Source organism: Streptomyces panacea (assembly GCF_040560175.1).
Taxonomy (GTDB): domain Bacteria; phylum Actinomycetota; class Actinomycetes; order Streptomycetales; family Streptomycetaceae; genus Streptomyces; species Streptomyces panacea.
Map to the genome: position 1 here is coordinate 1 of NZ_JARJHW010000078.1, position 13,432 is coordinate 13,432.

The 13,432-nt window shown below is 65.6% G+C and carries 7 protein-coding genes; all 7 read right to left on the minus strand.

The annotated features are described in order from the left end of the window. On the minus strand, positions 1-605 hold a 605-nt coding region (locus tag P3L51_RS19455), incomplete at its 3' end, for an RNA ligase family protein (RefSeq protein ID WP_354606537.1). Positions 606-794: 189 nt separating this feature from the next. Then, positions 795-1,988, minus strand: coding sequence for an elongation factor Tu (tuf, locus tag P3L51_RS19460; protein WP_354606538.1), 1,194 nt, complete (start codon positions 1,986-1,988; stop codon positions 795-797). A 166-nt stretch (positions 1,989-2,154) separates the two neighbouring features. Further along, positions 2,155-4,284: an elongation factor G gene (gene fusA / locus P3L51_RS19465; RefSeq protein WP_354606539.1), complete on the minus strand. Its 2,130-nt coding sequence runs from the start codon at positions 4,282-4,284 to the stop codon at positions 2,155-2,157. 38 nt (positions 4,285-4,322) lie between these two features. Next, positions 4,323-4,793 carry a 30S ribosomal protein S7 gene (rpsG, locus tag P3L51_RS19470; protein WP_023539364.1) on the minus strand — a complete coding sequence of 157 codons (471 nt, stop codon included), beginning with the start codon at positions 4,791-4,793 and terminating at the stop codon, positions 4,323-4,325. A 3-nt stretch (positions 4,794-4,796) separates the two neighbouring features. Then, complete coding sequence (gene rpsL, locus P3L51_RS19475; protein WP_003948652.1) at positions 4,797-5,168, minus strand: 30S ribosomal protein S12; 372 nt, start codon at positions 5,166-5,168, stop codon at positions 4,797-4,799. Positions 5,169-5,486: 318 nt separating this feature from the next. Then, a complete protein-coding gene (locus P3L51_RS19480) occupies positions 5,487-9,392 on the minus strand; it encodes a DNA-directed RNA polymerase subunit beta' (protein ID WP_354606540.1) in 3,906 nt (1,301 codons plus the stop codon). Between the two features lie 161 nt (positions 9,393-9,553). Continuing rightward, positions 9,554-13,036: a DNA-directed RNA polymerase subunit beta gene (rpoB, locus tag P3L51_RS19485; RefSeq protein ID WP_354606541.1), complete on the minus strand. Its 3,483-nt coding sequence runs from the start codon at positions 13,034-13,036 to the stop codon at positions 9,554-9,556. Positions 13,037-13,432 lie beyond the last annotated feature (396 nt).

Here is a 13,432-nt window from a genome sequence, read left to right on the forward strand (position 1 = left end):
CCGTTCTCCACGACGGCGGCGTGCATCCAGTGCGTATCGGTCTGTACGTGGTGCGGCCGGACCCACTTGGCGAGCCGGCGCCCGAACTCCTCACGTACGAAGCCCTCGACGCTCCGTACGACGTACCCCTCCTGCCGCGCGGGGTCCAACCTCAGCGCACGCAGGGCCCGTTCGTCGAAGACGCCCCGCCACAACACGCGCGGCACGGGAATCCCCAGCCGCCGGAGCACCCGCACGGTCTCGTCCCAGCCGAGACAACGCTCCCCGTCCCACACGGAGAAGCCGTAGAACCAGCTCTCCAGGTCCTCGTACGCGATCGAGTGCCGCGCGTACAGGTTCTCCCCGCACACCCGCGTCCCGTCCGGGATCAACGCCCCGATCCGCCCCTGGAGGGCCTTCACCCAGCCCCGCGACGGATGATGTCCGGAATCCAGCGACCGGGCGTGCAGCCCGTCGCGATACAGGGTGGTGTTCTCCCCGTCCATCTTCTCGGTGACGACGACTTCCCGCCCCCGCAGCCCATCCAGATCCCCGCCCCGCACATCGTCGGAGCCAACCCCGGGCGACCAGGGCACATGCACGGTCCGTGGATACGCCGTACGCATGCCCCACACTCCCCCGCTGCCCATGACGACTTGCCCGTCAACCCTAGAAGCGCAACGGAACCCGCCGCACCCGATTAACGGCCCCCGGGCGCACGCGAAGAGGCCCCGTACCGGCCGAAAGCCAATACGGGGCCCCTGTGTTCGCGCAAGGTCGCTCCTTACGGAGCTACCAGGTCGGACCAGCGAGTACTACTTGCTGATCTTGGTGACCTGGCCGGCGCCCACGGTCCGGCCACCCTCACGGATGGCGAACTTCAGGCCCTCCTCCATGGCGACCGGCTGAATCAGCGAGACCGTCATGAGGGTGTTGTCGCCCGGCATGACCATCTCGGTGCCCTCGGGGAGGGTAACGACGCCGGTCACGTCAGTCGTACGGAAGTAGAACTGCGGGCGGTAGTTGTTGAAGAAGGGGGTGTGACGACCACCCTCGTCCTTCGACAGGATGTAGGACTGGGCCTCGAACTCGGTGTGCGGCGTGACCGAACCGGGCTTGATGATGACCTGGCCGCGCTCGACATCCTCGCGCTTGATGCCACGGAGGAGCAGACCGACGTTCTCACCGGCCTGGCCCTCGTCGAGCAGCTTGCGGAACATCTCGATGCCGGTGACCGTGGTGGTGGTCTTCTCGGTCTTGATACCGACGATGTCGACGGTCTCGTTGACCTTGAGCACACCACGCTCGATACGGCCGGTGACGACCGTGCCACGGCCGGTGATCGTGAAGACGTCCTCGATGGGCATGAGGAACGGCTTCTCGATGTCACGCTCGGGCTGCGGGATCGACTCGTCGACGGCCTTCATCAGCTCGAGGACGGTCTTGGCCCACTCCGGGTCGCCCTCAAGCGCCTTGAGCGCCGAGACCTTGACGACCGGCAGGTCGTCGCCCGGGAACTCGTACTCGGAGAGGAGCTCGCGAACCTCGAGCTCGACGAGCTCCAGGATCTCCTCGTCGTCCACCATGTCGGCCTTGTTCAGCGCGACAACGATGTACGGCACGCCGACCTGGCGGGCCAGGAGCACGTGCTCCTTGGTCTGCGGCATCGGGCCGTCGGTCGCGGCCACCACGAGGATGGCGCCGTCCATCTGCGCCGCACCCGTGATCATGTTCTTGATGTAGTCCGCGTGCCCCGGGCAGTCGACGTGCGCGTAGTGACGCGACTCCGTCTGGTACTCGACGTGCGCGATCGAGATCGTGATACCGCGCTGACGCTCCTCGGGAGCCTTGTCGATCTGATCGAAGGCCGAGGCCTCGTTCAGGGTCGGGAACTCGTCATGCAGCACCTTGGTAATGGCGGCCGTGAGGGTCGTCTTACCGTGGTCGATGTGACCGATGGTGCCGATGTTGACGTGCGGCTTAGTCCGCTCGAACTTCGCCTTCGCCACTGGGGTCCTCCTGGAGTGGTTCTGTACGCCTTACTCATCGGCGCCAGGTGATCTTTGCTGGGATGCCGGGGCCCGGGGCACCGGACACTTCGCGCGGTTTCCCGTACGCGGTGTCCGGCGACCCCAGGGCTTGCCGGTGACAAGCCTAAAGCGTGCTCGGGACGAGCTACTCGCCCTTGGCCTTCGCGATGATCTCCTCGGCGACGTTCCGGGGAACCTCGGCGTAGGAGTCGAACTGCATCGAGTAGCTTGCGCGACCCGACGTCTTGCTGCGGAGGTCTCCGACGTAGCCGAACATCTCCGAGAGGGGCACGAGGCCCTTCACGAGGCGAGCGCCGTGCCGCTCCTCCATGGCCTGGATCTGGCCACGGCGGGAGTTGAGGTCTCCGATGACATCGCCCATGTAGTCCTCGGGCGTGGTGACCTCGACGGACATCATCGGTTCGAGAAGCACGGGCGACGCCCTGCGGGCACCTTCCTTGAACGCCTGCGAACCGGCGATCTTGAAGGCGAGCTCCGAGGAGTCGACCTCGTGGTAGCCACCGTCGAGAAGGGTGACGCGCACGCCCACCATCTCGTAGCCGGCCAGGATGCCGAACTGCATGGCCTCCTGTGCGCCCGCGTCCACCGAGGGGATGTACTCACGGGGGATACGGCCACCGGTCACCTTGTTCACGAACTCGTAGGTCGCGTCGCCGCCCTCAATGGGCTCCATCGCGATCTGCACCTTCGCGAACTGGCCGGTACCACCGGTCTGCTTCTTGTGCGTGTAGTCGATACGCTCGACGGTCTTGCGGATCGTCTCACGGTAAGCGACCTGCGGCTTACCGACATTCGCCTCCACGCGGAACTCGCGCTTCATACGGTCGACAAGCACTTCGAGGTGAAGCTCGCCCATACCACCGATGATGGTCTGGCCGGTCTCCTCGTCCGAGTGAACCTGGAAGGAGGGGTCCTCCTCCGCGAGGCGCTGGATGGCTACACCCAGACGCTCCTGGTCACCCTTGGACTTGGGCTCGATCGCGACCTCGATGACCGGCGCCGGGAAGTCCATGGACTCCAGGATCACCGGGTTCTTGTCGTCGCTCAGCGTCTCACCGGTGGTGGTCTGCTTCAGGCCCATGACGGCGACGATGTCGCCGGCGCCCACCGACTCGATCTCCTCACGCTTGTTCGCGTGCATACGGTAGATCTTGCCGATGCGCTCCTTCTTGCCCTTCACGGAGTTCAGCACCGCGGTGCCGGCCGTCAGGCGACCGGAGTAGATCCGGACGAAGGTGAGCTTGCCCAGGTGCGGGTCGCTCGCGATCTTGAAGGCGAGCCCGGCGAAGGGCTCGTCGTCGGACGGGCGGCGCATGACGACCTTCTCCGGGTCCTTGACGTCGTGGCCTTCGATGGCGTCGACGTCGAGGGGGGAAGGCAGGTAGCGCACGACCGCGTCGAGCAGGGGCTGAACGCCCTTGTTCTTGAACGCGGTGCCACAGAAGACGGGCGTGACGGTGACGGAGTCGGCCGCACCCTTGGAGGCGAGCGTGATACGGCGGATCGCCGCGTGCAGCTGCTCCTCGGTGGGCTCCTGGCCCTCCAGGTACAGCTCCATCATCTCGTCGTCGTTCTCGGACACGACCTCGAGAAGCTTGCCGCGCCATTCCTCGGCGGCCTCGGTGTGCGTGTCCGGGATGTCGACGACGTCGTACATCTCGCCCTTGGTGGCCTCGGCGGACCAGACGAAGGCCTTCATCGACACGAGGTCGACGACGCCCTTGAAGTCCATCTCGGCACCGATCGGAAGCTGCATGACGATCGGAACCGCGCCGAGGCGGTCCGAGATCATGTCGACGCAGCGGTGGAACTCCGCGCCGGTCCGGTCGAGCTTGTTGACGAAGCAGATACGCGGCACGCCGTAGCGGTCCGCCTGACGCCATACGGTCTCGGACTGCGGCTCGACGCCCGCCACTCCGTCGAACACGGTGACAGCGCCGTCGAGGACGCGGAGCGAACGCTCCACCTCGACGGTGAAGTCGACGTGACCCGGGGTGTCGATGATGTTGATCGTGTGATCGACATCGTCGAGCGGCCAGTGACAGGTCGTCGCGGCGGACGTGATCGTGATGCCGCGCTCCTGCTCCTGCTCCATCCAGTCCATCGTGGCTGCGCCGTCGTGGACCTCACCGATCTTGTAGCTCACACCGGTGTAGAACAGGATCCGCTCTGTGGTGGTCGTCTTGCCCGCGTCGATGTGGGCCATGATCCCAATGTTGCGGACCTTGGCCAGGTCAAGCGAAGTGGTGGCCATAAGGCTCAATCTTCTCTCGGTCTCGATGTGGGCGCTGACTACCAGCGGTAGTGCGCGAAGGCCTTGTTGGACTCGGCCATCTTGTGCGTGTCCTCACGCTTCTTGACCGAAGCGCCGAGGCCGTTGGAGGCGTCGAGCAGTTCGTTCATGAGGCGCTCGGTCATGGTCTTCTCGCGACGGGCGCGGGAGTAGCCGACGAGCCAGCGCAGCGCGAGGGTGGAGGCGCGACCGGGCTTGACCTCGATCGGCACCTGGTAGGTGGCGCCGCCGACGCGGCGGGACTTGACCTCAAGAGACGGCTTGACGTTCTCAAGCGCGCGCTTCAGCGTGATGACCGGGTCGTTGCCGGTCTTCTCGCGGAGGCCTTCCATGGCGCCGTACACGATCCGCTCGGCGGTGGAACGCTTGCCGTTGAGCAGAAGCTTGTTGATCAGCGAGGTGACAAGAGGAGAACCGTAGACCGGGTCGATGATGACCGGGCGCTTCGGGGCAGGGCCCTTACGAGGCATTGTTTACTTCTCCTTCTTGGCGCCGTAGCGGCTGCGGGCCTGCTTGCGGTTCTTGACACCCTGGGTGTCAAGGGAACCGCGGATGATCTTGTAACGAACACCCGGCAGGTCCTTCACACGGCCACCACGCACGAGCACGATGGAGTGCTCCTGCAGGTTGTGTCCCTCACCCGGAATGTAAGCCGTGACCTCGATGCCGGAGGTCAGACGCACACGCGCGACCTTCCGCAGGGCGGAGTTGGGCTTCTTCGGGGTGGTCGTGAACACACGCGTGCAGACGCCGCGGCGCTGAGGGGAGCCCTCAAGGGCAGGCGTCTTGTTCTTCTCGACCTTGTCTTGCCGGCCCTTCCGGACCAGCTGCTGGATCGTAGGCACTACTTCTCCGGTTTCTGTGTGCCGTTAGTAAAACTAACCTGGAACACTCGCCGACCCACGCGGTCGGGTGTGTCGAATACTGCAAGATCCCGCTGGAGGCGGAGACAGCGCAGATTGCGGTGGCCTTTGACCGAACTCGCCATGCGGTTGAGGACACGCACAGGAGCCCAGGCACACCCCAGGCACAAGGTCTGAGCGTACCTACCTCATCGACTCCGGTCAAAAAAGATGCGCCGCACCCGGTTTCGAATACCTCACACACGGCCGATGGGCGGCCTCCCCAACCGGGGTGACCGCCCATCGGGCCGTACTCACGTCTTACTGGTTGTACGGACCGTAGTCGTAGTCCTCCAGCGGAACGGCCTGGCCGGAGCCCGTGCCGAACGGTGAGTAGTCGATGTCGTCGTAGCCCACTGCCGAGTACATCGCGGCCTTGGCCTCCTCGGTCGGCTCCACCCGGATGTTGCGGTAGCGGGAGAGACCCGTACCCGCCGGGATGAGCTTTCCGATGATGACGTTCTCCTTGAGGCCGATCAGGGAGTCCGACTTGGCGTTGATCGCCGCGTCGGTGAGGACCCTGGTCGTCTCCTGGAAGGACGCCGCCGACAGCCACGACTCGGTGGCCAGCGAGGCCTTGGTGATACCCATCAGCTGCGGACGGCCGGAGGCCGGGTGGCCGCCTTCCGTGACCACACGACGGTTCTCGGTCTCGAACTTCGAGCGCTCGACGAGCTCGCCCGGCAGCAGTTCCGCGTCGCCGGACTCGATGATCGTCACACGGCGCAGCATCTGCCGGATGATGATCTCGATGTGCTTGTCGTGGATCGACACGCCCTGCGAGTTGTAGACCTTCTGGACTTCGCCGACCAGGTGGACCTGGACCGCGCGCTGACCGAGGATGCGCAGCACGTCGTGCGGGTTGGTGGCACCCACGGTGAGCTTCTGGCCCACCTCGACGCGGTCACCGTCGCCCACGAGCAGACGGGCGCGCTTGGAGATCGGGAACGGCGTCTCCTCGCTTCCGTCGTCCGGGGTGACGACGAGCTTCTTCGTCTTCTCGGTCTCCTCGATGCGGACGGAGCCCGCGGCCTCGGAGATCGGCGCGACGCCCTTGGGCGTACGGGCCTCGAAGAGCTCGACGACACGCGGCAGACCCTGCGTGATGTCGTCGCCCGCCACACCACCGGTGTGGAAGGTACGCATCGTGAGCTGGGTGCCGGGCTCACCGATGGACTGGGCGGCGATGATGCCGACCGCCTCACCGATGTCGACCAGCTTGCCGGTGGCCAGCGAACGGCCGTAGCAGAAGGCGCAGGTACCGACCGCGGACTCACAGGTCAGGACCGAGCGGGTCTTGACCTCCTCGACGCCCGCGGCGACGACCGCGTCGATCAGGACATCGCCCAGGTCGACGTTGGCCGGCGCGATGACCTTGCCGTCCACGACGACGTCCTCGGCGAGCATCCGCGCGTACACGGACGTCTCGACGTCCTCCGCCTTGCGCAGGACACCGTCGGCGCCGCGCTCGGCGATCCGCAGCTTGAGGCCGCGGTCGGTGCCGCAGTCCTCCTCGCGGATGATGACGTCCTGCGAGACGTCCACCAGACGACGGGTGAGGTAACCCGAGTCGGCGGTACGCAGGGCGGTGTCGGCCAGACCCTTACGGGCACCGTGGGTGGAGATGAAGTACTCCAGCACGGACAGGCCTTCACGGAAGGACGCCTTGATCGGACGGGGAATCGTCTCGTTCTTGGCGTTGGACACCAGACCACGCATACCGGCGATCTGACGCATCTGCATCATGTTTCCGCGAGCGCCCGAATTCACCATCATGGAGACCGGGTTGGTCTTCGGGAAGTTCGCGTTCATCGCCTCGGCAACCTCGTTGGTCGCCTTGGTCCAGATCGCGATGAGCTCCTGCGTGCGCTCTTCCTTGGTGATCAGACCGCGCTCGTACTGCTTCTGGACCCTCTCGTCCAGCGCCTCGTAACCCTGGACGATCGCCTTCTTCGCGTCGGGGACGACGATGTCGGAGATCGCCACGGTCACACCGGAGCGGGTCGCCCAGAAGAAGCCGGCCGCCTTCAGGTTGTCGAGCGTCGCCGCCACGATGACCTTGGGGTAGCGCTCGGCCAGGTCGTTGACGATCTCGGAGAGCTGCTTCTTGCCCACCGAGTAGTCGACGAACGGGTAGTCCTCGGGCAGCAGCTCGTTGAAGAGCGCGCGGCCCAGGGTCGTACGCAGCCGGAACGGGTCGCCCTGCTGCCACTCGGCGTTCGTCTCGCCGTCCTCGCCGACCGGCGGGGTCCAGCCGCGCGGCGGGATTGTGCCCACCGGGAAGCGGATGTCGACCTTCGCCTGGAGCGAGAGCTCGCGGTTGTCGAACGCCATCGTGGCCTCGGCGCTGGAGCCGAAGGACCGGCCCTCGCCGATGACTACGCGCTCCTCCTCGTCCGTGGTGAGGAAGAAGAGGCCGAGCACCATGTCCTGGGTGGGCATGGTGACGGGACGGCCGTCGGCCGGCTTGAGGATGTTGTTCGAGGACAGCATCAGGATGCGGGCCTCGGCCTGTGCCTCCGCGGAGAGCGGCAGGTGGACGGCCATCTGGTCACCGTCGAAGTCCGCGTTGAACGCGGTGCAGACGAGCGGGTGGATCTGGATGGCCTTGCCCTCGACCAGCTGCGGCTCGAAGGCCTGGATGCCGAGGCGGTGCAGGGTCGGAGCACGGTTCAGCAGCACCGGGTGTTCGGCGATGACCTCTTCGAGGACGTCGTACACGACGGTGCGGCCACGCTCGACCATGCGCTTGGCCGACTTGATGTTCTGCGCGTGGTTCAGGTCCACCAGGCGCTTCATCACGAACGGCTTGAAGAGCTCCAGCGCCATGGCCTTCGGCAGACCGCACTGGTGCAGCTTGAGCTGCGGTCCGACGACGATCACGGAACGGGCCGAGTAGTCGACTCGCTTGCCGAGGAGGTTCTGGCGGAAACGGCCCTGCTTGCCCTTCAGCATGTCGCTGAGGGACTTCAGGGGCCGGTTGCCGGGACCGGTGACCGGGCGACCGCGGCGGCCGTTGTCGAACAGCGCGTCGACGGCCTCCTGCAGCATCCGCTTCTCGTTGTTCACGATGATCTCGGGGGCACCGAGGTCAAGGAGACGCTTGAGGCGGTTGTTGCGGTTGATCACACGGCGGTACAGGTCGTTCAGGTCGGAGGTCGCGAAGCGGCCACCGTCCAGCTGCACCATCGGACGCAGGTCCGGCGGGATCACCGGGACGCAGTCCAGCACCATGCCCTTGGGGCTGTTGCTGGTCTGCAGGAACGCGGAGACGACCTTGAGGCGCTTGAGCGCGCGGGTCTTCTTCTGGCCCTTGCCGGTACGGATGATCTCGCGGAGCCGCTCGGCCTCTTCGTTCAGGTCGAAGGACTCCAGGCGCTTCTGCAGAGCGGCGGCACCCATGGAACCGTCGAAGTACGTGCCGAAGCGGTCACGCAGCTCGCGGTAGAGCAGCTCGTCGCCCTCCAGGTCCTGGACCTTGAGGTTCTTGAAGCGGCTCCACACCTCGTCGAGCCGGTCGATCTCGCGCTGTGCACGGTCGCGCAGCTGCTTCATCTCACGCTCGGCACCTTCGCGCACCTTGCGGCGCACGTCGGCCTTGGCGCCCTCGGCCTCCAGCTCGGCCAGGTCGGTCTCAAGCTTCTTGGCGCGGGCTTCGAGGTCGGAGTCGCGACGGTTCTCGACCTGCTGACGCTCGACGGAGACATGCGCCTCCAGCGACGGCAGGTCACGCGTGCGGCGCTCCTCGTCCACGAACGTGATCATGTACGCGGCGAAGTAGATGACCTTCTCGAGGTCCTTCGGCGCGAGGTCGAGCAGGTATCCCAGCCGGGACGGAACGCCCTTGAAGTACCAGATGTGGGTGACGGGAGCGGCAAGCTCGATGTGGCCCATCCGCTCACGGCGCACCTTGGCGCGCGTGACTTCGACGCCACAGCGCTCACAGATGATGCCCTTGAAGCGGACACGCTTGTACTTGCCGCAGTAGCACTCCCAGTCCCGGGTCGGACCGAAGATCTTCTCGCAGAAGAGTCCGTCCTTCTCGGGCTTGAGCGTGCGGTAGTTGATGGTCTCCGGCTTCTTCACTTCGCCGTGGGACCAGGTCCGGATGTCGTCCGCGGTGGCAAGGCCGATCCGCAGCTCGTCGAAGAAGTTGACGTCGAGCACTTGTCGTCAATCCCTCTTTCGGGGGTTCGAGCCCCTCGCGTAAGCGAGTAGATGGGGCACTTCAGCAAATGGTCTGAGGGGGTCCCGCCCACGCCCGGCAGGGCGCGGGGGGAGGGTCCGGGGAGAGCCCGGCCGGATACGTGATCCGGCCGGCGAACCCGTCAGACCTCTTCGACGCTGCTCGGCTCTCGCCGGGACAGGTCGATACCGAGCTCCTCCGCCGCACGGAAGACGTCCTCGTCCGTGTCGCGCATCTCGATGGACATGCCGTCCGAGGACAGCACCTCCACGTTGAGGCAGAGCGACTGCATTTCCTTGATGAGCACCTTGAAGGACTCGGGAATGCCGGGCTCGGGGATGTTCTCGCCCTTGACGATGGCCTCGTAGACCTTCACGCGGCCGGTCACGTCGTCGGACTTGATCGTCAGCAGCTCCTGGAGGGCGTAGGCGGCGCCGTACGCTTCCAGCGCCCACACCTCCATCTCACCGAAGCGCTGACCGCCGAACTGGGCCTTACCACCCAGCGGCTGCTGGGTGATCATCGAGTACGGACCGGTCGAGCGGGCGTGGAGCTTGTCGTCGACCAGGTGGTGGAGCTTGAGGATGTACATGTAGCCGATGGACACCGGCTCGGGGAACGGCTCACCGGAGCGGCCGTCGAACAGGCTGGCCTTGCCGGAGGCCTTGACCATCCGCTCGCCGTCGCGGTTCGGGATCGTCGCCTCGAAGAGGCCGGAGATCTCGTCCTCGCGCGCGCCGTCGAAGACGGGCGTGGCGACGTTGGTGCCGGCGGCGACGTCGTCGGCGCCGATGACCTTCAGCCGCTCCATCCAGTCCTCGCTGCCCTCGACCTTCCAGCCCTGGCTGGCGAGCCAGCCGAGGTGGATCTCGAGGACCTGTCCCGGGTTCATTCGGGACGGGACGCCGAGCGGGTTGAGGATGATGTCGACCGGGGTGCCGTCCTCAAGGAACGGCATGTCCTCGATCGGGAGGATCTTGGAGATGACGCCCTTGTTGCCGTGCCGGCCGGCGAGCTTGTCGCCGTCGGTGATCTTGCGCTTCTGTGCGACGTAGACGCGGACCAGCTGGTTCACGCCCGGAGGCAGCTCGTCGCCCTCCTCGCGGTCGAAGACGCGGACACCGATGATCTTGCCGGTCTCGCCGTGCGGCACCTTCAGCGAGGTGTCGCGGACTTCACGGGCCTTCTCACCGAAGATCGCGCGGAGCAGGCGCTCCTCCGGCGTCAGCTCGGTCTCGCCCTTGGGCGTGACCTTGCCGACGAGGATGTCTCCGGCCGTGACCTCGGCACCGATACGGATGATGCCGCGCTCGTCGAGGTCCGCGAGGACCTCTTCGGAGACGTTCGGGATGTCCCGGGTGATCTCCTCCGGGCCGAGCTTGGTGTCACGGGCGTCGACCTCGTGCTCCTCGATGTGGATCGAGGAGAGGACGTCGTCCTGGACCAGCCGCTGGCTGAGGATGATCGCGTCTTCGTAGTTGTGGCCCTCCCACGGCATGAACGCCACGAGAAGGTTCTTGCCGAGCGCCATCTCGCCCTGCTCGGTGGCGGGACCGTCGGCGAGCACCTGGCTCTCGACGACCCGGTCACCCTCGGAGACGATGACCTTCTGGTTGACGGAGGTGCCCTGGTTGGAGCGGGAGAACTTGGCGATGCGGTACGTGGTGTACGTGCCGTCGTCGTTGGCGATGGTGATGTAGTCCGCGGATACCTCCTGGACCACACCCTCCTTCTCCGCCTTGATGACGTCACCGGCGTCGACCGCGCAGCGGTACTCCATGCCGGTGCCGACGAGCGGCGCCTCCGACGTGATGAGCGGCACGGCCTGGCGCATCATGTTCGCGCCCATGAGGGCACGGTTGGCGTCGTCGTGCTCCAGGAACGGGATCATCGCGGTCGCGACCGACACCATCTGGCGCGGCGAGACGTCCATGTAGTCGACGTCGTCACCGGGGATGTAGTCGACCTCGCCGCCACGACGGCGGACGAGGACGCGCGGCTCGGTGAACCGCATCTCCTCGGACAGCGTCGCGTTGGCCTGCGCGATGACGAAGCGGTCCTCTTCGTCGGCGGTGAGGTAGTCGACGTCGTCGGTGACGACACCGCCGACGACCTTGCGGTACGGCGTCTCGATGAAGCCGAACGGGTTGACCCGGCCGTACGAGGCGAGCGAGCCGATCAGACCGATGTTCGGGCCCTCGGGGGTCTCGATCGGACACATGCGGCCGTAGTGGGACGGGTGCACGTCACGGACCTCGAAGCCGGCCCGCTCACGCGAGAGACCACCCGGGCCGAGCGCGTTGAGACGGCGCTTGTGGGTGAGACCGGAGAGCGGGTTGTTCTGGTCCATGAACTGCGACAGCTGGCTGGTGCCGAAGAACTCCTTGATGGAGGCGACGACCGGCCGGATGTTGATGAGCGTCTGCGGCGTGATCGCCTCGACGTCCTGGGTCGTCATGCGCTCACGGACGACGCGCTCCATCCTCGCCAGACCCGTACGGACCTGGTTCTGGATGAGCTCGCCCACGTTGCGCAGACGGCGGTTGCCGAAGTGGTCGATGTCGTCGGTCTCGACGATGATCTGGGTGCCGCTCTCGCCGACCGTCTCGGTCTCACCGGCGTGCAGCTTCACCAGGTACTTGATCGTGGCGATGATGTCGTCGGCGGTGAGCACACCGGCGTCCAGCGGCTCTTCCGCGCCGAGCTTCTTGTTCACCTTGTAGCGGCCGACCTTCGCGAGGTCGTAGCGCTTGGGGTTGAAGTAGAGGTTCTCGAGCAGCGTCTGGGCCGCCTCGCGGGTCGGGGGCTCGCCCGGACGCAGCTTGCGGTAGATGTCGAGCAGCGCGTCGTCCTGGCCCTGGGTGTGGTCCTTCTCCAGGGTGGCGCGCATCGACTCGTACTCGCCGAACTCCTCCAGGATCTGCTCGGTCGTCCAACCGAGAGCCTTGAGGAGAACGGTGACGGACTGCTTGCGCTTGCGGTCGATACGGACACCGACCATGTCGCGCTTGTCGATCTCCATCTCCAGCCAGGCACCCCGGGACGGGATGATCTTGGAAGAGAAGATGTCCTTGTCGGACGTCTTGTCGATCGAGGAATCGAAGTAGACACCCGGCGAACGCACCAGCTGGGTCACCACGACACGCTCGGTGCCGTTGATGACGAAGGTGCCCTTGTCCGTCATGAGCGGGAAGTCGCCCATGAAGACCGTCTGGGACTTGATCTCGCCGGTCTCGTTGTTGGTGAACTCGGCGGTGACGAAGAGCGGGGCCGCGTACGTGAAGTCGCGCTCCTTGCACTCGTCGATCGAGTTCTTCGGCGGCTCGAAGCGGTGGTCGCGGAAGGTCAGCGACATCGACCCGGAGAAGTCCTCGATCGGAGAGATCTCCTCGAAGATCTCCTCCAGACCCGACTTCCTGGGGACGTCCTGGCCGCTCTCCAGAGCTGCCTCGACACGCGCCTTCCAGATGGCATTGCCGAGCAGCCAGTCGAAGCTCTCGGTCTGCAGCGCGAGAAGGTTCGGAACCTCGAGGGGCTCCTTGATCTTTGCAAAAGAGATGCGCAGCGGGGCGGTGCTGGCGCCGTTGTTCGTATTCGTGGTCGAGGCGTTGCGCGAGGCGGCCAAGAGGGGGTCCTTCCGAGGGCTCGGACTCACTACGCGCGTACCGGTCCCGAGCTGGACACAACGGATGACAGGCCCGGAAAGGGCAGGTCAGCCGACGATGTCATGCATGGGGGTGCCCCTGGTGACGGGCAGGGAGCAGCTAACAGGCAGCGCAAAGGGTCAGTGTAGCCACTTGGCACACTGATGTCCAGGCCGGGTTCTGCGAGACCCTCGTTGTTCTCAACACCTTGTCTCAACTGCGTATCGACCCACGCCGTAGGCGCACATCGATCCTGCCCTCTTCGTCGCCGATCCATGCCTCGGATTCGGATCGATATGACGACGCGTCCTGAGAATTGCGCGCTCCGTGCGGTTCGTCAAGGCCCCAGCTCCGTACGGATCGTCACCGGTCGTACG

What these genes read in the sequence shown, in the direction of transcription:
- fusA (WP_354606539.1), bottom strand. Translation starts at nt 4,284, where the DNA reads ATGGCCACCACTTCGCTTGACCTGGCCAAGGTCCGCAACATTGGGATC.
- rpsG (WP_023539364.1), bottom strand. Translation starts at nt 4,793, where the DNA reads ATGCCTCGTAAGGGCCCTGCCCCGAAGCGCCCGGTCATCATCGACCCG.